Source organism: Brevundimonas sp., assembly GCF_036402095.1.
Lineage (GTDB): Bacteria > Pseudomonadota > Alphaproteobacteria > Caulobacterales > Caulobacteraceae > Brevundimonas.
The window spans coordinates 1-22968 of the sequence record NZ_DASWTO010000150.1 but is presented as its reverse complement, the minus strand read 5'-3'; the positions used below and the strand labels follow the sequence as shown (position 1 = coordinate 22968).

At 70.3% G+C, this 22968-nt stretch carries 24 protein-coding genes and 1 pseudogene; 12 read left to right on the top strand and 13 right to left on the bottom strand.

Going from position 1 to position 22968, the window contains the following annotated elements:
• A pseudogene (locus tag VGD32_RS10605) lies at window positions 1–186 on the bottom strand (translation initiation factor IF-3); the annotation flags it as partial.
• Between the two features lie 116 nt (window positions 187–302).
• Window positions 303–1268, bottom strand: coding sequence for a glycosyltransferase family 9 protein (locus tag VGD32_RS10600; protein WP_331031855.1), 966 nt, complete (start codon window positions 1266–1268; stop codon window positions 303–305).
• 71 nt (window positions 1269–1339) lie between these two features.
• Between VGD32_RS10600 and VGD32_RS10595 the strand changes: the two genes are divergently transcribed.
• Entirely contained in the window at window positions 1340–2098 is a 759-nt protein-coding gene (locus tag VGD32_RS10595; protein ID WP_331031854.1) for an alpha/beta hydrolase, read from the top strand.
• Window positions 2099–2118: 20 nt separating this feature from the next.
• A complete protein-coding gene (locus VGD32_RS10590) occupies window positions 2119–2343 on the top strand; it encodes a hypothetical protein (RefSeq protein WP_331031853.1) in 225 nt (74 codons plus the stop codon).
• 54 nt (window positions 2344–2397) lie between these two features.
• On the opposite strand, the gene galU is transcribed toward VGD32_RS10590, so the two are convergent.
• Together galU and glmS are read right to left on the bottom strand one after the other, a co-directional pair.
• Window positions 2398–3276: a UTP--glucose-1-phosphate uridylyltransferase GalU gene (galU, locus tag VGD32_RS10585; protein ID WP_331031852.1), complete on the bottom strand. Its 879-nt coding sequence runs from the start codon at window positions 3274–3276 to the stop codon at window positions 2398–2400.
• A 55-nt stretch (window positions 3277–3331) separates the two neighbouring features.
• Window positions 3332–5146: a glutamine--fructose-6-phosphate transaminase (isomerizing) gene (gene glmS / locus VGD32_RS10580; protein ID WP_331031851.1), complete on the bottom strand. Its 1815-nt coding sequence runs from the start codon at window positions 5144–5146 to the stop codon at window positions 3332–3334.
• A gap of 164 nt (window positions 5147–5310) precedes the next feature.
• Here glmS and glmM point away from each other — a divergent pair, with 164 nt between their 5' ends.
• Window positions 5311–6660 (top strand): phosphoglucosamine mutase, encoded by a 1350-nt coding sequence (gene glmM, locus VGD32_RS10575; RefSeq protein WP_331031850.1) that lies wholly within the window; start codon window positions 5311–5313, stop codon window positions 6658–6660.
• Here the strand turns inward: glmM and VGD32_RS10570 are convergent.
• Window positions 6657–6980: a metalloregulator ArsR/SmtB family transcription factor gene (locus VGD32_RS10570; RefSeq protein ID WP_331031849.1), complete on the bottom strand. Its 324-nt coding sequence runs from the start codon at window positions 6978–6980 to the stop codon at window positions 6657–6659. The genes glmM and VGD32_RS10570 overlap by 4 nt on opposite strands.
• 50 nt (window positions 6981–7030) lie before the next feature.
• On the opposite strand from VGD32_RS10570, the gene VGD32_RS10565 reads away from it, so the two are divergent.
• Both VGD32_RS10565 and VGD32_RS10560 read left to right on the top strand, forming a co-directional pair.
• Window positions 7031–7510 carry an SRPBCC domain-containing protein gene (locus VGD32_RS10565; protein ID WP_331031848.1) on the top strand — a complete coding sequence of 160 codons (480 nt, stop codon included), beginning with the start codon at window positions 7031–7033 and terminating at the stop codon, window positions 7508–7510.
• 52 nt (window positions 7511–7562) lie between these two features.
• Window positions 7563–8642, top strand: coding sequence for a YeiH family protein (locus VGD32_RS10560; RefSeq protein ID WP_331031847.1), 1080 nt, complete (start codon window positions 7563–7565; stop codon window positions 8640–8642).
• A 15-nt stretch (window positions 8643–8657) separates the two neighbouring features.
• Here VGD32_RS10560 and VGD32_RS10555 read toward each other — a convergent pair whose 3' ends face one another.
• From VGD32_RS10555 to VGD32_RS10545, 3 genes are all read right to left on the bottom strand, one after another.
• Window positions 8658–9041, bottom strand: a complete 384-nt coding sequence (locus tag VGD32_RS10555; protein WP_331031846.1) for a YkvA family protein — start codon at window positions 9039–9041, stop codon at window positions 8658–8660.
• Window positions 9041–10354, bottom strand: a complete 1314-nt coding sequence (locus VGD32_RS10550) for an FAD/NAD(P)-binding protein (RefSeq protein ID WP_331031845.1) — start codon at window positions 10352–10354, stop codon at window positions 9041–9043. Before VGD32_RS10550 ends, VGD32_RS10555 begins: the two co-directional genes overlap by 1 nt.
• 285 nt (window positions 10355–10639) lie before the next feature.
• Window positions 10640–12139 (bottom strand): phosphomannomutase/phosphoglucomutase, encoded by a 1500-nt coding sequence (locus VGD32_RS10545; protein ID WP_331031844.1) that lies wholly within the window; start codon window positions 12137–12139, stop codon window positions 10640–10642.
• Between the two features lie 161 nt (window positions 12140–12300).
• Between VGD32_RS10545 and gpmA the strand changes: the two genes are divergently transcribed.
• Genes gpmA through VGD32_RS10530 form a run of 3 tightly spaced genes read left to right on the top strand, consistent with a single transcriptional unit; the run spans window position 12301 to window position 14986 of the window.
• Window positions 12301–13020 carry a 2,3-diphosphoglycerate-dependent phosphoglycerate mutase gene (gene gpmA, locus VGD32_RS10540; RefSeq protein WP_331031843.1) on the top strand — a complete coding sequence of 240 codons (720 nt, stop codon included), beginning with the start codon at window positions 12301–12303 and terminating at the stop codon, window positions 13018–13020.
• 4 nt (window positions 13021–13024) lie between these two features.
• Window positions 13025–13663 carry a bifunctional diaminohydroxyphosphoribosylaminopyrimidine deaminase/5-amino-6-(5-phosphoribosylamino)uracil reductase RibD gene (gene ribD, locus VGD32_RS10535; protein ID WP_331031842.1) on the top strand — a complete coding sequence of 213 codons (639 nt, stop codon included), beginning with the start codon at window positions 13025–13027 and terminating at the stop codon, window positions 13661–13663.
• 51 nt (window positions 13664–13714) lie between these two features.
• A complete protein-coding gene (locus VGD32_RS10530) occupies window positions 13715–14986 on the top strand; it encodes a pentapeptide repeat-containing protein (RefSeq protein WP_331031841.1) in 1272 nt (423 codons plus the stop codon).
• Between the two features lie 56 nt (window positions 14987–15042).
• Here VGD32_RS10530 and VGD32_RS10525 read toward each other — a convergent pair whose 3' ends face one another.
• Window positions 15043–15510: an Hsp20 family protein gene (locus VGD32_RS10525; RefSeq protein WP_331031840.1), complete on the bottom strand. Its 468-nt coding sequence runs from the start codon at window positions 15508–15510 to the stop codon at window positions 15043–15045.
• 292 nt (window positions 15511–15802) lie between these two features.
• Between VGD32_RS10525 and VGD32_RS10520 the strand changes: the two genes are divergently transcribed.
• The 3 genes from VGD32_RS10520 (at window position 15803) to VGD32_RS10510 (ending at window position 18674) form a co-directional block, all read left to right on the top strand.
• Window positions 15803–16630 (top strand): methyltransferase, encoded by an 828-nt coding sequence (locus tag VGD32_RS10520; RefSeq protein WP_331031839.1) that lies wholly within the window; start codon window positions 15803–15805, stop codon window positions 16628–16630.
• 104 nt (window positions 16631–16734) lie between these two features.
• The gene (locus tag VGD32_RS10515) at window positions 16735–17637 is read left to right on the top strand and encodes a methyltransferase (RefSeq protein ID WP_331031838.1); all 903 of its coding nucleotides are present in this window, start codon (window positions 16735–16737) and stop codon (window positions 17635–17637) included.
• Complete coding sequence (locus VGD32_RS10510) at window positions 17634–18674, top strand: alpha/beta hydrolase (protein WP_331031837.1); 1041 nt, start codon at window positions 17634–17636, stop codon at window positions 18672–18674. Before VGD32_RS10515 ends, VGD32_RS10510 begins: the two co-directional genes overlap by 4 nt.
• Here the strand turns inward: VGD32_RS10510 and hisN are convergent.
• Window positions 18671–19456 carry a histidinol-phosphatase gene (gene hisN / locus VGD32_RS10505; RefSeq protein ID WP_331031836.1) on the bottom strand — a complete coding sequence of 262 codons (786 nt, stop codon included), beginning with the start codon at window positions 19454–19456 and terminating at the stop codon, window positions 18671–18673. The two genes, VGD32_RS10510 and hisN, sit on opposite strands and share 4 nt — an antisense overlap.
• Before the next feature lie 85 nt (window positions 19457–19541).
• Entirely contained in the window at window positions 19542–19919 is a 378-nt protein-coding gene (locus tag VGD32_RS10500) for a helix-turn-helix domain-containing protein (RefSeq protein WP_414644408.1), read from the bottom strand.
• 184 nt (window positions 19920–20103) lie between these two features.
• On the opposite strand from VGD32_RS10500, the gene VGD32_RS10495 reads away from it, so the two are divergent.
• Window positions 20104–20358, top strand: a complete 255-nt coding sequence (locus tag VGD32_RS10495) for a GlsB/YeaQ/YmgE family stress response membrane protein (protein ID WP_324813072.1) — start codon at window positions 20104–20106, stop codon at window positions 20356–20358.
• Between the two features lie 73 nt (window positions 20359–20431).
• Here the strand turns inward: VGD32_RS10495 and VGD32_RS10490 are convergent, their stop codons facing one another.
• Complete coding sequence (locus VGD32_RS10490) at window positions 20432–21145, bottom strand: hypothetical protein (RefSeq protein WP_331031835.1); 714 nt, start codon at window positions 21143–21145, stop codon at window positions 20432–20434.
• A 227-nt stretch (window positions 21146–21372) separates the two neighbouring features.
• A partial coding sequence (gene typA, locus VGD32_RS10485; protein ID WP_331031834.1) for a translational GTPase TypA occupies window positions 21373–22968 on the bottom strand: 1596 nt, incomplete at its 5' end.

Genomic DNA, 22968 nt, shown 5'->3' with positions numbered 1-22968 from the left:
CGCCACCGGCGGTTCCGAGGTGGAGACGATCTGAACCAGGTCCATGCCGGCCTCTTCGGCGGCTTCCAGCGCGGCGGACGTAGGCATGACGCCCTGCTTTTCGCCGTTCTGGTCGATCAGCAGAACGCGCGGCGCGCGGATGTCTTGGTTCATGGGCGGCCCGTCCTTGACGGGCGGCTGGTTCATCGGACGGCGAATGGGCGTCGTTTCCTTATTGTGGACGAAGGTCTGGCGAGACGAAGCGCGCGACGGATCGCGGTCTTCCCCTCACGCCGCCTATATGACCGCGAATGCCCGTCTCTTCAAGGTTTGACCGGCGTTCCGGCGCCGATGAAGGCGTCATGCAGACCCAGCACGGCCTCGAACACATGGTCGACGGTCAGCGCCTCGATGGGCGCGAACTCGCCGCGCGTCTCGTTGGACGCCACGGTGCGGGTCTTCGGACCCCACGGACCGTACAGCCACCACTCGGTCGGACCGAACAGGCCCAGGGTCGGCCGCCCGGCCGCGGCGGCCACATGCATCAGTCCGGAATCGTTGCCCACGAACAGGGCCGCGCCATGGATCGCCGCGGCCGAGGCGAGGATGTCGCCCTTGCCGACGAAGTCGAGGCCGCGGTCGCCCGCCTCCGCCAGGGCCGGGGCCGCGGGGGCGTGGTCGCCCGGCCCGCCGACCAGCATGAATCGCCAGCCCTTGAAGCGCGGCTCGGCCTTGAGCTTCGAGACCAGTTGGCCCCACCGGTCGGCGGGCCAGCTCTTGCCCGGCTGGTGGGCGATGGGGGCCAGCGCCAGGATCGGCCCCGGCCCGGGCCCATCCCATAGCTGCGGAGTCAACACTTCTCCCGCCTCGCGCTCGGCCCGGGCGTCGAGGAAGATTTCCGGATCCAGCGGCCGTTCCGCGCCCATCATGCGCGACACCATCTCGACCTTCGGCAGACCGGTCTCCAGGCCGCGATGATAGACCCGCCGCTTCTTCGCCCGCACCTGGAACGCCAGCGCCGAGCCGCGGATGTCGATGACCATGTCCCAGCGGGTCCGCCAGACCTGCTTCCACAGGTCGATCCAGTGTCCGGCGAACTTCTTCTTGTCGAGGATGATGACCCGTTCCACGCCGGGCGCGGACCGGAACAGCGGCGCCGGCGGGCGGCCACAGGCCACGGTGATGCGCGCACCCGGCAGCTGTCGGCCGATCTCGCGGATCACGCCTGAGGAGATGACGCAGTCGCCGATGCGGTTGGAAGTGACGAACAGGACCTTGGGTTCAGACACGCGGATTGGCCTTCGCTTCGCTTGCCGCGGTTCGCTATCAGTCCGCGAACGATTTCGCGAGAGGGACGCCGATGGACGACGTGGAACGCCTTGACCGCCCGGACGGCGAATTCCTGGCGCTCAGGCGGGTGCGGGGCGCGGGTCCGACGGTGGTCTGGATCGGCGGTTTTCGCTCGGACATGGAAGGGACCAAGGCGCTGGCCCTCGACGCGGCGGCGCGCGAGCGGGGCTGGAACTACGTCCGCTACGATCATTTCGCGCACGGGCGGTCGTCCGGCGACTGGCGCAAGGCCACCATCGGACGCTGGCGCGAGGATGCGATGGCCCTGCTCGACAGCCTTGAGGGCCCCGTCATCCCCGTCGGCTCGTCCATGGGCGGCTGGGTGGCCCTGCTGCTGGCCCTGGCCCGGCCCGACCGCCTCGCCGGTCTGGTGCTGGTCAATCCGGCTCCGGACTTCACCGAGGACCTGATGTGGCCGGGCCTCGCGGACCACGAGCGCCAGGCGATCCTGCGCGAGGGCGAAACCTTGGTGGTCGAGGACGGGCTGGGCGAATACGTCCTGACCCGCGCCATGTTCGAGGAGGCTCGCGACTGGCTGGTGTTGCGCGGTCCGCTGCCGCTCGCCGCGCCCGTGCATATCCTGCAGGGGCGGGCCGACGACGTGGTGCCGTGGCGGCGTCAGATCACCCTCGCCGAGCGCCTGACCGGAGCGGACGTGCGGCTGGACCTGATCGAGGGCGGCGACCACCGGCTTTCGTCGCCGGCCGACCTCGACCGCCTGATCGACGCGGTTGAACGGAACCGCCGTTCAAGCTCTACATTGTCCTGAGATCAACCGGGAGAACGCCGATGCGTGTCGTCCTATTCGCCGCCCCCGCGGCCCTCGCCCTGACCCTGTCAGCCTGCGCCTCCGCCATGGGCCCGGATCAGTACCAGACCGAACTGGAGCGGCTGGCGGCGGACTGCCAGGCCCGCGGCGGCATTCTGTCGCCGACCGGTCAGCAGAGCGGCCGTCCGCAGCTCGACAACGTCTGCAAGATCACCGGCCAGCCGTCGGGCCGCACCGGCGGCTGACGATCAGGCAGGGCCGCGATCGCGGCGCCTCCGGGCGTGGCGCGCCGGTCTTGTCTAGAGGAGCGCGGCTATGGCCGCGCGCGCCTGTTCCCCGAGGTCCGGCCGCTTCAGCGCCAGGGCCACGTTGGCGCGCAGCAGGCCGATCTTGTCGCCGCAGTCGTAGGTGACGCCCTCGTATTCGACCGCCGTGAAGCTCTGGTCCTTCATCAGCCGGGCCATGCCGTCGGTCAGCTGGATCTCGCCGCCGGCCCCGCGCGGCTGGTTCTCGAGGATGCCGAAGATCTCCGGCTGAAGGATGTAGCGCCCCGAGATCGACAGGTTGGACGGCGCCTCGCCGCGCGGCGGCTTCTCGACCATCCCCTTCATGCGGATATGGCGCCCGTCCCGGTTCTCGGGGTCGACGATGCCGTATTTGTGGGTCTCGCTCTCCGGCACCGCCTCGACCCCGATGACGTTGCCGCCGACCTCGGCGTAGACGTCGGCCAGCTGCTTCAGGGCGCCGGGGGCGGCGTCGACGATCACGTCCGGCAGCAGCACGGCGAACGGCTCGTCGCCGACGATGTCACGGGCGCACCATACGGCGTGGCCGAGGCCCAGCGGCTGCATCTGGCGGGTGAAGCTCATCTCGCCGGCGCTGGCCAGCTCGGCGTTCATCATGTCGAGGATGTCGGTCTTGCCCTTGGCCAGCAGCTGGGCCTCGAGCTCGATCTGATGGTCGAAATAGTCCTCGATCGCCCCCTTCGAGCGGCCGGTGACGAAGACGATGTGCTCGATCCCGGCCTCGCGCGCCTCTTCCACGATGTAGCTCAGGATCGGCCGGTCGACGACGTTGAGCAGCTCCTTCGGCGTGGTCTTGGTGCCGGGCAGCACCCGGGTGCCGAGGCCGGCGACGGGCAGGACGGCCTTGCGAAGGCGGCGGGCGTGGGCGGTCATGCGGAATCCTGAACAGCGAGGTCGGGCAGCCTAACGCATCTGCGTCCGGATGCGATCACTCGACGGTGACGGATTTCGCCAGGTTGCGCGGCTGGTCGACGTCGGTGCCCTTCTGGACCGCGACATAGTAGGCGAGCAGTTGCACCGGCACGGCGTAGACCAGCGGCGCGATCAGCGAGTGGCACTCCGGCGCGTCGACCCGGCGGATGCCGGCGCCGTGCGGATCGGGGGCCGACTTCGGGGCGATCATGATCACCGGCCCGCCGCGCGCCGCCACCTCCTGCAGGTTGGAGGCGGTCTTCTCGAACACCTCGTCCAGCGGGGCCAGGGCGACGATCGGCGTCAGCTCGTCCACAAGGGCGATCGGCCCGTGCTTGAGCTCGCCGGCGGCGTAGCCCTCGGCGTGGATGTAGCTGATCTCCTTCAGCTTCAGCGCCCCTTCCATGGCCAGCGGGAACATCGCGCCCCGACCGAGGAACAGCACGTCCGTGGCCTTGGCCACATCGTGCGCCACGGCCTTCAGCGCGTCCTCCATCAGCATGGCCTCGGCGATCAGGCGCGGCGCCTCGAACAGCGCCTTGACCAGCTCGGCCTCCTTCGCCGCGTCGATCCTGCCGCGCTGCACCCCGGCCGACACCGCCAGCGCCAGCAGGGCCGCCACCTGGGCGGTGAAGGCCTTGGTTGAGGCGACGCCGATCTCGGGTCCGGCGTGGGTCGGCCACAGCGTCTCGGCCTCGCGCGCCATCGACGAGGAATGGACGTTGACCAGCGCCGCCGTCTTCAGACCGTTGGCCTTGCACCACGACAGGCTCGCCAGGGTGTCCGCCGTCTCGCCAGACTGGCTGACCGCCACGGCCAGCGTCCCCGGCGTCAGCGCCGGCTGGCGGTAGCGGAATTCCGAGGCGATCTCGACGTCGCACGGCAGGCCGGCCAGCTTCTCGAACGCATAGCGCCCGATCTGTCCGGCGTAGAAGGCCGTGCCGCAGGCCACGATCTGGATGCGGTCCAGCGCGGCGAAATCGGTCCCGCCCGTCTTCGCCCGGCCGTTCACGAAGTCGAGGTATTCCGACAGGGTGTGCTGCACGCTGTCCGGCTGCTCGTGGATCTCCTTCTCCATGAAATGCCGGTACTCGCCCTTCTCGACCAGGGCCGAGGAGGCCGAGACCTGCACCACCGGCCGGTCCACGGCGTTGCCGCCCACGTCGAACATCCGCGCGCCCGAGCGGTCGATGCCGACGTAGTCGCCCTCTTCCAGATACGAGATCCTCTGCGTGAACGGACCCACCGCCAGGGCGTCCGAGCCGAGATACATCTCGCCCTCGCCCCAGCCGACCACCAGCGGGCTGCCGCGCCGCGCGCCCATGATCAGCCCCTCCTCGCCCTCGACCAGCACCGCCAGCGCATAGGCGCCGGTCAGCCGGTCCAGCACGCTCTTGAACGCCGCCAGCGGGTCGTTGCCCTTGCCCAGCTCGCGGTCCAGCAGATGGGCCACCACCTCGGTGTCGGTCTGGCTCTCGAAGGCGTGGCCCTCGGCGGTCAGTTCGGCCTTCAGCTCGGCGAAATTCTCGATGATGCCGTTGTGGACCAGCGTCACCCGGCCGGCCTTGTGCGGATGGGCGTTGGTGGTGGTCGGCGCGCCGTGGGTGGCCCAGCGGGTGTGCCCGATGCCGACGGTGGCGTTCAGCGGCTCGGCGGCCAGCACCGTCTCCAGTTCGCGGATCTTGCCCTTGGCCCGCCGCCGCTCGATCCGCCCGTCGACCAGCGCCGCCACCCCGGCGGAGTCATAGCCGCGGTACTCCAGCCGCTTCAGACTGTCGATCAGCCGCGGAACGACCGGACCGACGCCGGTGACACCGATGATGCCGCACATGAACAAGACCCTCGGAAAGTGGTTTCCCGCGCTTTGCGCAGGGGCGCGGGACGGTCTAAGCCGACCCTGACTGTTGGCGCCGATGTAGGCGACAGGGGTCCCGGTTTGCACCTAAAAAGCGGTTTCGCAAGGTTTCTGCGGCCGCGGCCAGAGGAAGACGACACTTGGGCGAGAGACGCTATTTCGGCACCGACGGCATCCGCGGGCGCGCCAACACCCACCCGATGACGCCCGAGGTCGCCATGCGCGTCGGTCTCGCCGCCGGCCGGATGTTCATGTCGTCGGACGACCGCCGCCACCTCGTCGTCATCGGCAAGGACACCCGCCTGTCCGGCTATATGATCGAGCCGGCGCTGGTGGCGGGCTTCTGCAGCGCGGGCATGGACGTGCGCACCTTCGGCCCCCTGCCGACCCCCGGCGTGGCGATGATGACCCGCTCGATGCGCGCCGACATCGGCGTGATGATCTCGGCCTCGCACAACGCCTTCCTCGACAACGGCATCAAGCTGTTCGGTCCCGATGGCTACAAGCTGTCTGACGCGGTCGAGCTCAAGATCGAATCCATGATGGACGAGGATCTCGGTTCGGGGCTCGCGCCCGCCGACCGCCTCGGCCGCGTCAAGCGCATCGACGACGCCCAGGCCCGCTACGTCGAGATCGCCAAGGCCAGCTTCCCCAAGGGCCTCAGCCTGCAGGGCCTGCGCATCGCCGTCGATTGCGCCAACGGCGCGGGCTACAGGGTCGCCCCCACCACCCTCTATGAACTGGGCGCCGAGGTCTGCGCCGTGGGCGTGGAGCCGAACGGCCTCAACATCAACGCTGACTGCGGCTCGACCCATCCGCAGACCATCGCCGAGGCGGTTCGCACCTATCGCGCCGACATCGGCATCGCCCTCGACGGCGACGCCGACCGGGTGATCATCTGCGACGAGAACGGCCGCGTCGTCGACGGCGACCAGATCATGGCCATGGTGGCGCTGGACTGGGCCCGGCGCGGCCTGCTCAAGGGCGGCGGTCTCGTCGCCACCGTCATGTCCAACCTCGGCCTCGAGCGCCGGCTGCAGGCCGAGGGCCTGACGCTGGAGCGGACGAAGGTCGGCGACCGCTATGTGATGGAGCGGATGCGCGAGGGCGGCTTCAATCTCGGCGGCGAACAGTCCGGCCACATCATCCTGCACGACCACGCGACCACCGGCGACGGCCTGATGTCGGCGCTGCAGGTTCTCGCCATCCTCGCCGAGAGCGGCAAGCCGATGAGCGAGCTCGCCCGCCAGTTCGAGCCCGTGCCGCAGAAGCTGGAGAATGTCCGCTATACCGCCGCCAGACCGCTGGATGACCCGAAGGTGAAGGCCGCCATCGCCGGCGCCGAGACCCGCCTCGCCGGCCAGGGCCGTCTGCTGGTCCGCCCCTCGGGCACCGAGAAGCTGATCCGGGTCATGGCCGAGGGCGACGACGCGAAACTGGTCAAGGCCGTGGTCGCCGACGTCGCCGCGGCGGTGAAGGCGGCGGGCTAGGCCTCCACCCGACCCTTGAGGTCCGCGAGCATGGCCACCGCCCCGCGTGCATAGGGCGCGATCCAGCGGTCGTGGACGGCCTTGATCGGCATGGCGTTGAGATGATTCCAGCGCTCGCGCCCCTGCCGGCGCACGATGACCAGGCCCGCCGCTTCAAGCGTCTTCAGATGCTGCATGACGGTGCAGCGATCCAGCCCGTTTTCCGCGTCGCACAACTGGCCGGTGGTTCGCGGCCCGTCCTTCATCGCATCCATCAACCGCCGGCGGACAGGATTCGCCAGGGCCTTGAAAACGCTGTCGAGATCGTCGCCGATTGACATGTTATGTTTCTATAACATATAACCCTCGCCGGCAACCACGGAGAGCACCAATGGAGCTGAAATTTGAGGTCTCGACCCGCATCGGTAAGCCGGTCCACGAGGTGTTCGAGGCCGTCGCCGATCCGGCCAGGCTTTCCGCCTACTTCACCACCGGCGGCGCCGTCGGCCGGTTGGAGACAGGCGCGACGGTCCAATGGGCGTTCGCGGAGTTCCCGGGGGCCTTTCCGGTGGAGGTGGTCGAGGTTGTCCAGGACGAACGTATCGTTCTGCGCTGGGAGGCCAGCGAAGGTGCGCCGGAGGGTGAAGATCCGGTCGTGAACGCGGGCTATATGACGACGGTCACCATCACCTTCGCGCCGCTCGATGACGGCGCCCGCACCCTCGTCCGCATTGCTGAGGAAGGTTGGCGCGAGACCCCGACGGGTCTCAAGGCCTCCTACGGCAACTGCATGGGCTGGTCGCAGATGCTGTCGGCGCTCAAGGCCAACGTCGAATACGGCATCAATCTCAGGACCGGCGCCTATCGCTAGGGAGCCCGATCCGCCCTGGTTCGCTGCCTGATCGCCCGACCTCAACTCAACCATGGAACCCGTCGCCGGACCGGCGCAGTCTGCCGACATGATTCCCGCCCGCCCGCGTGGCGCCCTGTCCCTGATCCCCGGCCTGCTGGCCTGCGCCGCCGTCGCCGTGGCCGCGGTCGCCGTGCAGGCGCTGGAGCTGCAGCTGTTCGGGCGCGGCTGGATCGACGCCATCGTGCTGGCCATCCTGATCGGGGCCGCCGTGCGTTCGGTGTGGACGCCGCCCGCCGTCCTGCGTCCCGGGGTCGAGTTCAGCGCCCGCACCTTGCTGGAGATCGCCGTGGTCCTGCTCGGCGCCTCGGTCAGCGCCGCCACGGTGATGGCCATCGGGCCCGGCCTGCTGCTCGGCACGGCGGTCGTCGTCACCCTCGCCGTGGTCGTCAGCTACGGCCTCGGCCGGCTGCTGCGCCTGCCGCGGCGGATGGCGGTGCTGATCGCCTGCGGCAACGCCATCTGCGGCAACTCGGCCATCGCCGCCGTGGCCCCGGTGATTGACGCGGACGCCGAGGACGTGTCGGCCGCCATCGCCTTCACTGCCGTGCTCGGAATCGTCGTCGTCCTGCTCCTGCCGCTGCTCGGAGCGGCCCTGGCGATGAGCGACGTCCGCTACGGCGTCCTCGCCGGCCTGACCGTCTACGCCGTGCCCCAGGTGCTGGCCGCCACCCTCCCGGTCGGCCCCGTGGCCGCCCAGGCGGGGACGCTTATCAAGCTCGTCCGGGTGCTGATGCTCGGCCCGGTCTGCCTCGCCCTTGCGGTCATCGTCGCCCTGCGCGGGCGGTCGGACGCCGACCCGGACGCCCCGCCGCGCCGCGTGCCGCTGGGCCATCTGCTGCCGTGGTTCATCGTCGGCTTCCTGCTGATGATGGGCGCGCGGTCGCTGGGCCTGATCCCGGCCGCCGCCCTGCCGGTGCTCGGCTGGCTCACCACCGCCCTGACCGTGCTGGCCATGGCCGCCCTCGGCCTCAGCACCGACGCCCGCGCCGTGGCCCGCTCCGGCCCCCGCATCGCCGCCGTCGTCACCCTGTCGCTTCTGGCGCTGGTCGGGCTCGCCCTCGCCCTTATCGGACTGCTGGCGCTGGTCTGACTCCCACGCCGGGGCTCACGTCAGCGCCCGCCACAGCCACCATCCGAGCACACCGGCCGCCGCGATCCAGATCGCCACGACCGCCACGGCCCCGGCGCGTCCCAGGGGTCGGCCGGTGGAGGCGGCCTGCGCCCGGAACTCGTCCATCAGACCCCGCGGGATCAGCCGCACCGCCAGCCAGACGCCCAGCGGCAGGATCAGCAGGTCGTCGAGATAGCCCAGCACCGGCACGAAGTCCGGGATCAGGTCGATGGGGCTGAAGGCGTAGGCCGCGACCGCCGCGGCCAGCAGTTTGGCGGTCAGGGGCGTGCGCCCGTCCCGGGCGGCGAGCCACAACGCCAGCACGTCGGTCTTCAGCCGACCGGCCCAGGTCTTCAGGGCGGCGAGACGGTCGCTCATCATCCCGAGGACGCCCCGGCCAGCGCAGTCGCCAGATCCTCGATCCGGCTCCGGATGTCCGGCACGGCGGTGGTCTCCCAGAAGGCGCCGCGCGCCGGCGGACCCAACACGAACAGACGCTCGTCCGGCGCCCCGTCCGCCCGCAGCACCCGTCCCGACGGATCGAGGGCGAGTCCCAGCCGCAGGGCGTCCAGCCGCGCCCGGCCCGACACGATCAATGGGCCGATCAGCGGATCGGCGGCCGGATCATGACCGGGCCCGCTGCAGTCGATCAGCCAGCGTCCGGCCAACCGCGGCCGGCGGGCGCCGTCCCGGGGGCGCCAGTCCAGGGCGACCCCGTCGCCGGTCTCGTCGAGCCGGCCGATGCGTCCGGCCAGGATTTCCAGCCGGCCGGCCGCCTCCAGCGCCTCGATGGTCAGGGCGATGGCGGGAGGAAGTCGGTGCCGGTGGACATCCCACCAGGGCCGCAGATGACGCAGGAAACGGGCGCGGGTGGCGCTGTCCGCGGAAGTCCACAGCCCGGCGGTCAGCGGCCGCAGCCCCTCCATGACGCCGCGCCACCCTTCCTGCTCCGCCAGACGCCGACCCTCTGCCAGCCGGGCGGAGAGCGGGCCAGCGGTCAGGGCGGGCGTGGGCGGAACGGGCGCGTCGTGGCCCACGCCGTGCTCGCGCGGCTTCAACCCGCGCCGGCTGAGCGCGGTCGCCTTGCCACGCCAGCCCTGCGCCTGCAGCCACAGCACCATGTCGACCATGGTCAGGCCGCTTCCGAGGATGACCACGTCGTCGTCGGCCCCGATCCGGTCGAGGGCCGCGGGCGCCCAGGGATCGTCTATGATCCGCCCGGTTCCGCCCGATGGCCCCGCTACATTCGGCGCGGGGTTGCCGGTCGTCAGAACCACCGCCCCGGCCTCGATGCCCCGGCCGTCGGCCAGGCGAACGGCTGACGCCTCGATGGCGGCGGCCTCGCCGGTGACGCGCTCGATCAGGCCTGGATGGGCGGCTTCGACGGCGGCCAGCCGGTCCTTCACATAGGACCCGTACAGTCGCCGCGGCGCGAAACCGTCGGCGTCGGCATGGCGGCGATGATGCGCTTTCAGCCAGCGCACGAAATCGTCGGGCCGGCCCTCGACCGCGCTCATCCGGCTCGAGCGCACGTTCAGCAGATGGCGGTCGAACTGGCTCGAATAGGCGACGCCGGGGCCGAACTCCCCGGTGCGTTCGATCAGGGCCGAGGCGACGCCCCGCTCCGCCAGCCGGGCGGCCAGCATGGCGCCGGAAAAGCCGCCGCCGATGATCGCCGTCCTCGTCCTCACCGCCGGAGTCCAGCCATTGGATACCCTGTCATCCCGGCCAAGGCCGACCAAACCCTGTCATCCCGGGCGCCGTTCGCGGCCCGGGCGCCAAGGCCTGCGTCCAACCTTGACGTATCGGCGTGCTGCAATGTCCTCATCCCCGCCGGGACGGTCTTTGACAACCCGCCACCGCCGCTCCCGCGCCAGGAAGCGGCTCCGCCCCGCCATCGCAGCGGCGCCCGCGCCGGTCGCCGGAGCGCGCCGGAGTGTCGGGATGACAGGGTTTCGCGATTTTCGGCGACCCTGTCAGATCTCCTGATTGTAGGCGCCGATCTCGCCGTACTTCGCCAGGCGCGGCTTCACCTCGTCGCGGAACAGGGCGCGCATGTCGGCCTCCGACCGCATGCTCTCGACCACGACCACCAGCTCCGGCTTGTTCGATGAGGCCCGCACCAGCACCCAGCTGCCGTCCTCGAGATGCACCCGCACCCCGTTGACGGTGATCGCCTCGACGATCCTCCGCCCGAGGATCTCGCCGCCGCTGTCGGCCAGCGCCTGATATTCGGCGACGATCCGCTCCAGCACCTCGTACTTCAGTTCGTCGTCGCAGTGCGGCGACATGGTCAGGCTGGTCCAGGCGTCCGGCAGGGCCCGCTTCAGGTCGCTGAGCTTCCGGCCCGGATTGCGGTCCAGCATGGCCAGGATCGCCCCGGCCGCGACGATGCCGTCGTCGTAGCCGTGGCCGATCGGGTCGCTGAAGAAGAAGTGGCCCGACTTCTCGAAGCCGGCCAGCGCCCCCAGCTCCGCCGTCTTGCGCTTGATATAGCTGTGGCCGGTCTTCCAGTAGACGGTCTCGGCCCCGTTCGCCTTCAGCACTGCGTCGGTCTTGTACAGACCGGTCGACTTCACATCGACGACGAAGGTGGCGTTCGGGTGCAGCGCCGACAGGTCGCGGCCCAGCATCAGGCCGATCTTGTCGGCGAAGATCTCCTCGCCGGTGTCGTCGACCACCCCGCAGCGGTCCCCGTCCCCGTCGAAGCCCAGCGCCACGTCGGCCCCCGTGTCCCGCACCTTCTGCGCCATCTGCATCAGCATGGCGTGGTCCTCGGGGTTCGGATTGTATTTGGGGAAGGTGTAGTCGAGCTCGGTGTCCATCTCGATCACCTCTGCCCCCATGCGGCGCAGGGCCTCGGGCGCGAAGGCGCCCGCCGTGCCGTTGCCGCAGGCCGCGACCACCCGGATCGGCCGCGTCAGCGTCGTCTTCGAGACGATGTCGGCGATGTAGCGTTCGCGGAAATCCTCCACCCGGGTCAGCGTACCGCCCCCGCGCGCCACGCCCTCGCCGTTCAGCACGATCTCCTTCAGCCGCCCGATCTCGTCGGGGCCGAAGGTCAGCGGCGGCTGGGCCCCCATCTTGACCCCGGTCCAGCCGTTCTCGTTGTGGCTGGCGGTGACCATGGCCACGCACGGGCAGTCCAGTTCGAACTGGGCGAAATAGGCCATCGGCGACAGGGCCAGGCCGATGTCGACCACCTCCATGCCGCCTTCGAGCAGACCGAGGGTCAGGGCCTGCTTCACCGCCAGCGAATAGGCGCGGTAGTCGTGCCCGACCACGATGCGCGGGCGCTGGCCGATCTCGTGGACATAGGTCGCCAGCCCGAGCCCCAACGCCTGGATGCCGAGCAGGTTGATCTCCGTCTCGAGGATCCAGCGGGCGTCGTACTCCCGGAACCCCGTCGGCTTCACCAGCGGCACGGTCTCGTACTCGGCCGTGTTCGGGCGAAGGTCCTGGCGGGGCTTGATCATGATCGGGTCCGTGGCTGGGGCGGCGCCCGGTATAGACAGGCGGCCGGAGGGTCACAACAACGCGGGAACGGCGGTATCGGCGCCGCGTTGCCGGAAAACCGCCAACCTTGACCGGTCGGAAGCCCGGGCCTACCCCCCGGGCGACGTCCATGGAGACCTGAATGCCCCGCCTGATCCTGCTGCGCCACGGCCAGAGCCAGTGGAACCTCGAGAACCGCTTCACCGGCTGGGTCGACGTCGACCTGACCGCCGAGGGCGAGGCCCAGGCGCGGCGCGGCGGCGAACTGATCGCCGGGGCCGGCTTCACCCCCGACGTCATGTTCACCTCGGTGCTCACGCGGGCCAGGCGCACCGGCGCCCTGGCCCTCGACTCCGCCGGGCTGAAGGACGTGCCCGTCATCGAGGACTGGCGTCTGAACGAGCGCCACTACGGCGGCCTGACCGGGCTGGACAAGGCTGAGACCGCGGCGAAGCACGGCGAGGACCAGGTGAAGATCTGGCGCCGCAGCTACGACGTGCCGCCCCCGCCCCTGGCCTCCGGCGGCGAGTTCGACTTCGCCTCCGACCCCCGCTACGCCGGCCAGACCATCCCGGACACGGAAAGCCTCAAGACCACCCTGGATCGCGTCCTGCCCTACTGGAACGAGGCCATCGCCCCGCGCCTGCGGGCCGGCGACGACGTGCTGATCGCCGCCCACGGCAACTCGCTGCGGGCCATCGTCAAACACCTGTTCGCCGTCCCCGACGACCGCATCGTCGGCGTCGAGATTCCCACCGGCAATCCGCTGGAGATCGACCTCGACGCCGACCTGAAACCCGTCGCCGCCCGCTATCTCGACGAGGCCCGGGCGACCGACCTGCCGCCCCTGCCGGGAGCCTGAACCCATGACCGACGCGCAGCAGGCCTCCGACGACATCCGCTTCATGGGCCGGGCCATAGCCCTGGCCAAGGCGCGGATGGGCCAGACCTGGCCCAATCCGGCGGTGGGCTGCGTCATCGTCAGGAACGGCGAGGTCGTCGCCGAGGCCGCCACCGCCCCCGGAGGCCGTCCCCACGCCGAGGAACAGGCCGTGCCCGCCGCCGGCGACCGGGCGAGGGGCGCCACCGCCTATGTCACCATGGAACCGTGCGGCGCGCGCTCCTCGGGCCGCACCTCCTGCTCCAACTATCTGATGGACGCAGGCATCGCCCGGGTCGTCGTCGCCGCCGTCGACCCCTCGCCCTTCGCCGCGGGCCGCGGCGTTGAGCGGCTGCGCAAGGCCGGGATGGAGGTCGAGACCGGCCTGCTCGCCCCGGACGCGGCCGTGCTCTACGAAGGCTATCTTCACCGGGTCGAGACCGGACGGCCGATGGTGCGGATCAGCGAGGACGGAGCCGGCTTCGACGCCCGTTTCGCCGCCTCGCCCAAGGCCGATCTGGCCACCGAGCTGAAGCGCCTCGGGGAAGCCGGCTACACCCGCGTCTGGGTCGGCCCGGGCGATCTGGCCGACGCTCTCGCTGCCCAGGGTCTGCTGACCCGATAACCGCCCTGATTCCTCACGCTTTCTTAAGCGGAGGCGTGCCATTCTGGGGCAATGTCGGGAACCACCGCCCCCATCGCCGCCAGAAGGCGGATCGACCAACAGGAACTGGACGCCATCTGCGCCCGGCACGATCGCCTGTGGCAGGCCAAGCCCGGCGGCGCCCGGGCCGTGTTCGCCTGGCTCGACCTGGCCGGCCTGTCGCTGGTGGGCCGCAACCTCGCCGACGCCGACTTCGCCGCCGCCAGCCTGATCGGGGCCGACCTGACCGGCGCCAAGCTGGACAACGCCACCTTCTTCGGCGCGGACATGCAGGACGTGATCCTGGTCGACGCCAGCCTGCGGCGGGCGGACCTGCGCGGCGCCTGCCTGCGCGGCGCCGATCTGACCGGCGCCGATCTGTTCGAGGCCGATCTGCGCGAGGGCGCCATCGCCGCCGCCGACTCGAAGCTCGGTTTCCGGGTCATCGAGGCCAAACAACGCAACGACACCCAGGCCACCGGCGCCTGTCTCGCGGGCGCCAATCTGGAGCGCTCCAAGCTGACCGGCATCGTCGCCGTCGCCGCCGATTTCTCCGACGCCATCATGAAGGACTGCAAGATGGTTCGGGCCAACCTGAAGCAGGCCAGCTTCCGGGGCGCCGACCTGGCCGGGGCCGACCTGTCGGGGGCGGACCTGTCAGGGGCGGATCTTCGCGACGCGGTGCTGGTCGGCGTCAAGATGGCCATGTGGCGGACCGACGGGGCCGACATGACCGGCGCCCTCACTGACGACCGCGCCGTCGGCAGTCCCGTCGACAAGATGCCCGCCGCCGAGATGCTGGCCGAGCACGCCCACTGGTGCGAGACCGGCGGCGCCGCCGGCCAGCCCTCCGTGTTCGACGGTGTCGACCTGCGGGCGCTGCGCTCCATCACCGGCTATAATCTGACGGCCCTGTCGGCCAAGGGCGCCGTCTTTTACGGCCTAGACATGGAGGGCGTGCAGCTCCAGGGCGCGCACCTCGAGGGCGCCGACCTGCGCTCGGTCAATCTGAAGGGCGCGGATCTGCGCGGGGCTCGGCTCACGCGTGCCCGGCTCAACGGCGCCGACCTGCGCCAGGCCCAGCTCGGACCGCTGATGATCGCCGCCGACCGGCTGATGCCGGCCGACCTGACCGGCGCCTGCCTGAAAGGCGCAGACCTGTCCGGAGCCGACCTGAAGCGCGCCAATCTGACGGACGCCGACCTGACCCGGGCGACCCTGCGGGGCGCCTGCCTGCGCCAGGCGGATCTGACCGGGACCGTCACGACAGGCGCGCGGGGCATGGAAGTCGACGCCGCCGCCTGACGAAAAAAGGGGCGACGCGAGCGCCGCCCCTTCAAGGACTTCAGGCTCAACCGGACTTACGCGGCGGCCTTGCCCTTCTTGCCTTCGATCAGCGCCTGGCCCGAACCGATCTCGATGCGGCGGGGCTTCAGGGCTTCCGGAAGCTCGCGCTCCAGATCGATCGACAGCAGGCCGTTGACCAGGTCGGCGTTCTTCACCACCACATAGTCGGCCAGCTGGAAGCGACGCTCGAAGTCGCGCTCGGCCAGGCCCCGGTGCAGGAAATTCCGCCCGGCGCCGTCGTCATTGGCGGTCTTGCGTCCGGTGACGGTGAGCAGGTTTTCCTTCACCTCGATGTTCAGCTCGTCGGGCTTGAAGCCGGCGACGGCGATCTCGATGCGGTAGGCGTTCTCGCCCGTGGTCTCGATGTTATAGGGCGGCCAGCCGTTTTCCTGGCTGGTGCGCGCGGCGCTTTCCAGCAGGTTGGCGAGCCGGTCGAAGCCGACGGCCGAGCGGTAGAGCGGGGTGAAATCATAGGTACGCATGTCATCCTCCTGAGGATCAGCAAGGTTGAGCCGCCCCTGCGTTTTGAGCCCGGGACGGCGGTGGGAGATCAGCCCCGGCGGTCCGTTGTCCGGCCCCGTCAGGTCTGAGGAGACCCGATGTCGGCGTCCCCGGATGCAGATGTGGGATGGCGAAAAAGTCCGTCAAGGGGGGTCTCGCCGCCGCCGGCGACGCTTCATTCTGTCGCCCGCCCGCCATCGTGACTTGCCCGAAATGCCCGAACCCAGCAGGGTCCTGCGTCAGCCTCCCTTCCCCTCCCCTGGAGACACCAGAATGCGCCTGCTCGCCCTCGCCGTGACCGCCGCGCTCGCCTTTCCGGCGTCGGCCTTCGCCCAGACCCTGCCGGACCTGCCCACGCTCGACGAGACGCCCGCCCAGCGCACGGCCCGTCGCGCCGCCATGACCCCGCCGGTCCCGCAGGAGGATACGGCCCTGCAGGCGGCGATCGGCTCGTCCGCCCGGCCGGCCGCCGACGTCGCCCGCGACGAGTGGCGTCGCCCGTTCGAGACCCTGACCTTCTGGGGCCTGACGCCGGGCTCGACCATCGTCGAGATAGAGCCCGGACGCGGCGGCTGGTGGCGCAACATCCTCGAGCCCTACGCCCAGGCGACCGGCGGGACCTACCACGCCGTCAGCCGCCCGCTCGAAGGCATGGGCGTCGTCGACGGAACCGCCGACCTGGTCGTGGTCGCCCGCGCCTTGCACAACTGGCACCGCGCCGGGCGGACCGAGCCCTATATGGCGGCCTTCTTCAAGGCGCTGAAGCCCGGCGGCGTGCTGGCGATCGAACAGCACCGCAGCGTCGACGGACTCAACCCCGACCAGACCGCGCCGACTGGCTATGTGCCCGAAAGCTACGTCATCCGGGCGGCCCTGGCCGCCGGTTTCGTGCTGGACGCCCGCAGCGAACTGAACGCCAATCCGAAGGACGATCGTGACCATCCGTACGGGGTCTGGACCCTGCCTCCGACCCGCGTCAGCGCCCCCCGGGAAGGCAACCCGATCGATCGTCCGACCCCTCTGACGGACGCCGAGCGAGCGGCTTTCGACGCGATCGGCGAAAGCGACCGGATGACCCTTCGTTTCCGCAAGCCGGCCTGATGCGGACAGAGGCGGCAACGGCTTTGACCGGCCACGGGAACAGGGTTAAGCCCTTGGCGAACGGGGACGAACCGTACGGCGCGAACGCGTCGCGGGGGACGTGAATGGCTGAATCAACCGAGGTCAGGCGACCGCTGGCGTCGCGTCGGAACGTGCTCTCCGGCGCGGTCGCCATGCTTGCCTTGGCCGGCTGCGGCCGGGAGAAGACGGCCGAGCCGCCGCCCCAGCCCGATGGCCCGCCCAAGGGATCGCTGGAGTGGGCCGTCGCGGGCCCGTGGCGCGCCCAGGACCGCGCCCGCGACGCATGGCGGCATCCGATGGAGACCCTGCGGTTCTTCGGCCTGCAGCCGAGCATGACCGTGGTCGAGTTCTGGCCGGGCAGCGGGTGGTGGACCGAAATCCTGGCGCCCTATCTGGCCGAGGGCGACGGCCGCTATATCGCCGCGGGCTTCCAGACCGGTCCCGGCGCCGACCCGGCCCAGAGCCAGCTGATGGCCGCCTTCCAGGAACGGTTCACCAATGACCGGCGGCTGTACGGGGAAATCGAGCTTTCCGCGTTCGGCCCGACCTCGGGGCCCGTCGCGCCGGCGGGGACAGCCGATCTGGCCCTGTTCATGCGCAACATCCACGCCTGGATGGCGGCTGGCATCGCCGAGAAGGCCTTCGCCGACGCCTACGCCGCGTTGCGGCCCGGCGGCATTCTCGGCGTCGAACAGCACCGGCTGGGCCCCGACAAGGATCAGGACCCCACGGCCGCCGATGGCTATGTCCAGGAGGCCTTTGTCCGGCAGTTGGCGGCCGAGGCCGGCTTCGCCTATGTCGCGTCGTCAGAAATCAACGCGAATGAAAGGGATACCAAGGATCATCCGTTCGGCGTCGAGACCCTGCCCCCGATGGGGCTGACGGCGCCGCGAGGATCGCCGCCGGACCCGACCTTCGACCGGTCGAAATATGACGAGATCGGCGAGAGCGACCGAATGACCTTGAAGTTCAGGAAACCCGAGTGAGCCGAGCCGCCGCCTACGCCGCCAACGCCCCCCTGATGGGGGTTCCGGGCGCCTCCGCGCCTCCGGGAGGAACCGGCGAATGGTTCCGGGGCGCCGGCGGACTGCGATTGCGCGCCGCCTTCTGGACGCCCTCGACCCTGGCCGCTCGCAAGCCGCGCGGCACGGTCATCCTCAGTCCGGGGCGCACCGAGCCGATCGAGAAATATTTCGAGGTCATCGGCAACTTCCTGGCGCGCGGCTGGTGTGTTCTCGCTCACGACTGGCGCGGCCAGGGGCTGTCGGCCCGGCTGCTGCCCGACCGGCTGAAGGGCCACGCCCGGGCGGTCGAGGAGTTTCTCGACGACTACGCCCGCCTTCTGGACGCCTATGAGGCCCGCGCGCCCAAGCCGTGGATCATGGTCGGCCATTCGATGGGCGCGGTGCTCAACCTGATGACCCTTCAGGCCGGCGACGAGCGGTTCTCCGGGGCCCTGCTGACCAGCCCCATGCTGCGGATCAAGACCGGCAAGCGCTCGATGTGGTCGGTCAAGCTGGCGGTGCGCTGGAATCTGCGTCACGGCAAGGCCGGCGACTATGTGCTCGACAATCCGGACGACCCCTTCGACCACACGTTCGAGAAGGACGCCCTGACCACCGACGAAAGCCGCTACGAGCAGTGGCGCCAGCAGCTCTACGCCTGCCCGCATCTGGCCGTCGGCGGTCCCACCTGGGGCTGGCTGGCCTTCGCCCTCGACGCCGGCGAACGGGCGCTCAAGCCCAAGGCGTTGAAGTCGGTGCGCATCCCGGTGGCCATCGTGCAGGCGGGCGAGGACGACCGCGTCTGGAAACAGACCAACAAATGGGCCGCGCGCCGGCTCGGCCGCGGTCGTTACGTCGAGATCCCCGGCGCGAAGCACGAGGTGGTCATGGAGACCGACGAACTGCGCGGCGTCTTCCTCGACGAGTTCGACGCCATGGGCGCCTATGTCTCGCCGGTCGAGGACCTGTCGCCGATCCCCGGGCCTCCGGTGGACAGCGAGCCGACCCGGGCCGCCTAGAGCGCGGCGCGCCGGAGGGCCACCAGCGCCTGATCCCGCAGGCGCGCGTCGCCCACGGCGAGGATCTGGCCGCTGTGGTCGGGCGTCCCGCCCCGCCAATTGGTCACCTCGCCCCCGGCCGCCTCGATGACCGGCACGAGCGCCGACCAGTCCCACACCTTCAATGCGCTCTCGGCCACCAGGTCGATACGCCCGGCCGCCAGCATGGCGTAGGCGTAGGCGTCGCAGCCCAGCCGGGCGAGGCGGGCGGCGGCGCGGACCTGGGTCCAGGCGCCGAGTTCCGCGCCCGTGAACAGGTTCGGATCGGTGGTGGCGATCAGCGCCTCGCTGAGGCTGGCGCAGGGCCGCGCGCGCAGCGGAGTCTCGCCGCCGCCCTGCAGCAGACGCGCCCCGGACGGTCCGCCCAGGAATATCTCGTCCAGATAAGGCTGGCCGATGACGCCGACGGCGGGCCGGCCTTCCGTCCTCAAGGCGATCAGATTGGTCCAGAGCGGCAGACCGGCGATGAAGGCGCGCGTCCCGTCGATCGGATCGAGCACCCAGACGTGTTCGGCGTCCGGCCGGTCCTCGCCGTACTCCTCGCCGATGACCCCGTGGGCGGGATAGCGATCGGCGATCAACCGCCGGATCGCGGCCTCGGCCTCGCGGTCGGCCTGGGTCACGGGATCGAAGCCGGCGGACCCGCCCTTGTCCTCCTGCTCGCAGGCGCCGCGGAAATACGGCAGCGAAACGCGGGCGGCCTCGCGGGCCAGTTCAACGGCGAACAGTTCGTACTCGGTCATGACAGGCGGGATACCCACGCCCCGCCGTCATGTCACCGGATCATTCGTCCCGCACGACGCGATGCGCCGTCGTCGGCGACGTCGGTCAGACCGCTTCGCCCTCGGTGTGCAGCGACTTGGCGAGGTCGAGCAGGCGCCGGCGCGGCCGCTCACCCAGCTGGTAATAGGCCTGGATCAGGTCGAGCGTTTCCTTGCGGGAAAACATCTCGCCGCCCTGGTTGGCCGCCTCCCGACGCTCGATCGCTTCCTCCAGCCCGTCGTAGAAATAGCTGACCGGCGACTCCAGCGCTTCGGACAGCTGCCACAGACGGGCGGCGGAGATGCGGTTGGCGCCGCACTCGTACTTCTGGATCTGCTGGAAGCGGATGCCGACCTGGGTGGCCAGCTGCTGCTGCGTCAGGCCCAGCAGACGGCGGCGGCGGCGCAGGCGGCGTCCAAGATGAAGGTCGATGTCGGTGGCCATGGCCCCAATTCCCCTTGTTCCCAACCTGTCCCGATGCGGGACGGCTCGCCCTTCCGGGGGCAAGGGGCGTGCCGCCTTCCCGCCGGGGGCGAGAACCGCCGAACAGGGTTCGTTGTCCGCTGGAGCAACCGTTGCGCTTCCGACGCATTAAACGGCCATCGATCATCCTTGGAAGGAGCGGACTATGAGCGGGTTTGGATGGGTTGCGTGGATTGTCATCGGCATCATCGCCGGCTGGCTGGCTGAGCAGATCATGGGGCGCAACCACGGCCTCCTGACCAATCTGGTCGTCGGCGTCGTCGGCGCCCTGATCGGCGGTTTCCTGTTCAACACTCTCGGTGGCGACGCCGGGGGCAACTGGATCATCGGACTGATCGTCGCCACCCTGGGCGCCATCATCCTGCTGTTCCTGCTGGGTCTGGTGAAGCGACGGGCCTGACGGTCCCCGCCTTCAAGGGACAAAAAAAGGGCGGCTCCGCGAGGAGCCGCCCTTCTCTTTTGCACCTTCCGGATCAGCCGTTCGGCTTGCCCGGGGGGTTGGCCGGGGCGTTGCCGGCGCCTTCACCGGGCCGCGGAGAGGCCGGGGTGTCCGGCGGCAGGGTGGGCGGAGTGCGTTCCGGCGGCGTGGCGGGAACCGCCGGCGTGGCCGGCACGGCCGGGGCTACGCCGGGTTGCGCCGGGGTCGCGGGCACGGCCGGCGTGGCGGGCGTCGCGCCGCGATCCTCGTCCGGATCGGCGTCCGCGTCGTCGTCCTCGTCGGCGTCGTCATCGCCGTCGTCAGCGGTGCGGTTGCCGGGCACAGCGGGCGTGGCCGGAGTCGCCGGGGTCACACCCGGTTCCGCGGGCGTGGCGGGCGTGGCCGGCTGGGTCACGGTATCGGCGGCGCCGAACTGTTCGAGGGTGAAGTCGACGACGACCACGTCGCCTTCCTGGCGGATGCCGTCGATCGGCACCGCGCGGACCGTGCCGTCGGCGCCCCGGACCGTCAGCTGTTGCCGGCCGCCGTTCAGGCGGGCGCCGACAAGGACGCCGAGCTCGCCGTCCGAGCCCCGCACCGTCGCGCCGGGTTCAAGCGTCAGGGTCGGCGCCCGGGCCGCCTGTCCCGGCGGGGTGGCCGGCGGGGTCGCGGCGGGCGGAGTCTGGGGGGCCGTGCTGTCCTGGGCGATCGCGGGGGCGGTCACGAGGAACAGGCCGGCGACCCCTGTCAGGAGCGCGGTCTTTCGCATGATGGTCAGCCTTGCGTTAAGCGAGCGGATCGGCTCGCACCGACTGGCAAACACCGGCGCAGGGCGGATTGTTGCGTCGGCCCCGAAATGGCCCCGGGATCGCCCGGATTGGCCGAATTCCGATCGGCCGGACGGCGCCGACGCCTCCATCAAGGCGTCCGCGCGGGGGGCTTCACGCCTGCATCAACCGGCCCCGCCGCCAATGGTTTCGGCGAAGGCCTGCCGGTTCAGTCCTCGCGGACGCGCTTCTTGCGGAACGAAGGGTTCAGCACCTGCTTGCGCAGGCGGATCGACTTGGGCGTGACCTCGACCAGCTCGTCCTCCTCGATGTAGGCGATCGCCTGTTCGAGCGACGGGCGGCGCGGCGGGGTGAGACGCACGGCCTCGTCCTTGCCGGCGGCGCGGATGTTGTTCAGCTGCTTGGCCTTCATCGGGTTGACGTCGAGGTCGTCCCAGCGGCTGTTCTCGCCGATGATCATGCCCTGGTAGGTCTTCTCGCCGGCGCCGACGAACATCACGCCGCGCTCCTCGAGATTCCACAGGGCGAAGGCGGCGGTCTCGCCGTCGCCGTTCGAAACCAGCACGCCCTTCAGGCGGCCCTCGATGGCGCCCTTGTGCGGCTCGTAGTGGCTGAACACGCGGTTCAGCACGCCGGAGCCGCGCGTGTCGGTCAGGAACTCGCCCTGGTAGCCGATCAGCGAGCGGGACGGCGACTTCAGCACCAGCCGCGTCTTGCCGGCGCCCGACGGGCCCATGTCCTTCAGCTCGGCCTTGCGGGCCGAAAGCTTCTCGATGACGACGCCGGTGTATTCGTCGTCGACGTCGATGACGACGTCCTCGATCGGCTCCAGACGCTCGCCGTTCTCGCCGGTCTGATAGACCACGCGCGGACGGCTGATCGACAGTTCGAAGCCCTCGCGGCGCATGTTCTCGATCAGCACGCCCAGCTGCAGTTCGCCGCGGCCGGCGACCTCGAAGGCGTCCTTGCCGCCGGTCTCGGTGACGCGGATGGCGACGTTGGCCTCGGCCTCCTTGAGCAGGCGGTCGCGGATGACGCGCGACTGCACCTTGTCGCCCTCGCGGCCCGCCAGCGGGCTGTCGTTGACCGAGACGGTCATCGAGATGGTCGGCGGGTCGATCGGCTGGGCGGGGAGCGCCTCGGTGACCTCCAGCGCGCAGAGTGTGTCGGCCACGGTGGCCTTCGACATCCCGGCGATGGCGACGATGTCGCCCGCCTCGGCCTCGTCGACCGGCTGGCGTTTCAGGCCACGGAAGGCCAGCACCTTGGTGATGCGGCCCTGTTCAATGGTCTTGCCGTCGCGCGACAGGGCCTTGATGGCCATGCCCGGAACGGCCTTGCCGCTCTCGATGCGGCCGGTCAGCAGGCGGCCGAGGAAGGGGTCGCTCTCGATCAGCACGTTCAGGATCTGGAACGGCTTGTCCTTGTTTTCCACGACCTTGGGCGCCGGCACGTGCTCGACGATCAGGTCGAACAGCGGGGCCAGGTTGTCGCTCGGCTGGTTCAGGTCCAGCGTCGCCCAGCCGGCGCGGCCCGAGGCGTAGATGTGCGGGAAATCCAGCTGCTCGTCGGTCGCGCCGATGGCGGCGAACAGGTCGAAGGCGGCGTTGTGGACCTTGTCCGGATCGGCGTGGGCGCGGTCGACCTTGTTGATGCACAGGATCGGACGCAGCCCCATCTTCAGCGCCTTGGTCAGCACGAATTTGGTCTGCGGCATGACGCCTTCCTCGGCGTCGACCAGCAGCACGCAGCCGTCGACCATGCCGAGAATCCGCTCCACCTCGCCGCCGAAGTCGGCGTGGCC

Excerpts from the sequence above, each read along its gene's own strand:
- ribD (WP_331031842.1), top strand. The coding sequence starts at position 13,025 with ATGACCGACGCGCAGCAGGCCTCCGACGACATCCGCTTCATGGGCCGG.
- hisN (WP_331031836.1), bottom strand. The coding sequence starts at position 19,456 with ATGACCGAGTACGAACTGTTCGCCGTTGAACTGGCCCGCGAGGCCGCC.
- VGD32_RS10560 (WP_331031847.1), top strand. The coding sequence starts at position 7,563 with ATGGAACCCGTCGCCGGACCGGCGCAGTCTGCCGACATGATTCCCGCC.
- VGD32_RS10590 (WP_331031853.1), top strand. The coding sequence starts at position 2,119 with ATGCGTGTCGTCCTATTCGCCGCCCCCGCGGCCCTCGCCCTGACCCTG.
- VGD32_RS10570 (WP_331031849.1), bottom strand. The coding sequence starts at position 6,980 with ATGTCAATCGGCGACGATCTCGACAGCGTTTTCAAGGCCCTGGCGAAT.
- galU (WP_331031852.1), bottom strand. The coding sequence starts at position 3,276 with ATGACCGCCCACGCCCGCCGCCTTCGCAAGGCCGTCCTGCCCGTCGCC.
- glmS (WP_331031851.1), bottom strand. The coding sequence starts at position 5,146 with ATGTGCGGCATCATCGGTGTCACCGGCGTCGGTCCGGTCGTTCCGCGG.
- VGD32_RS10545 (WP_331031844.1), bottom strand. The coding sequence starts at position 12,139 with ATGATCAAGCCCCGCCAGGACCTTCGCCCGAACACGGCCGAGTACGAG.
- VGD32_RS10515 (WP_331031838.1), top strand. The coding sequence starts at position 16,735 with ATGGCTGAATCAACCGAGGTCAGGCGACCGCTGGCGTCGCGTCGGAAC.
- VGD32_RS10495 (WP_324813072.1), top strand. The coding sequence starts at position 20,104 with ATGAGCGGGTTTGGATGGGTTGCGTGGATTGTCATCGGCATCATCGCC.
- VGD32_RS10525 (WP_331031840.1), bottom strand. The coding sequence starts at position 15,510 with ATGCGTACCTATGATTTCACCCCGCTCTACCGCTCGGCCGTCGGCTTC.
- VGD32_RS10595 (WP_331031854.1), top strand. The coding sequence starts at position 1,340 with ATGGACGACGTGGAACGCCTTGACCGCCCGGACGGCGAATTCCTGGCG.
- VGD32_RS10520 (WP_331031839.1), top strand. The coding sequence starts at position 15,803 with ATGCGCCTGCTCGCCCTCGCCGTGACCGCCGCGCTCGCCTTTCCGGCG.
- VGD32_RS10565 (WP_331031848.1), top strand. The coding sequence starts at position 7,031 with ATGGAGCTGAAATTTGAGGTCTCGACCCGCATCGGTAAGCCGGTCCAC.
- gpmA (WP_331031843.1), top strand. The coding sequence starts at position 12,301 with ATGCCCCGCCTGATCCTGCTGCGCCACGGCCAGAGCCAGTGGAACCTC.
- VGD32_RS10500 (WP_414644408.1), bottom strand. The coding sequence starts at position 19,919 with ATGGCCACCGACATCGACCTTCATCTTGGACGCCGCCTGCGCCGCCGC.
- VGD32_RS10555 (WP_331031846.1), bottom strand. The coding sequence starts at position 9,041 with ATGAGCGACCGTCTCGCCGCCCTGAAGACCTGGGCCGGTCGGCTGAAG.
- VGD32_RS10530 (WP_331031841.1), top strand. The coding sequence starts at position 13,715 with ATGTCGGGAACCACCGCCCCCATCGCCGCCAGAAGGCGGATCGACCAA.
- VGD32_RS10490 (WP_331031835.1), bottom strand. The coding sequence starts at position 21,145 with ATGCGAAAGACCGCGCTCCTGACAGGGGTCGCCGGCCTGTTCCTCGTG.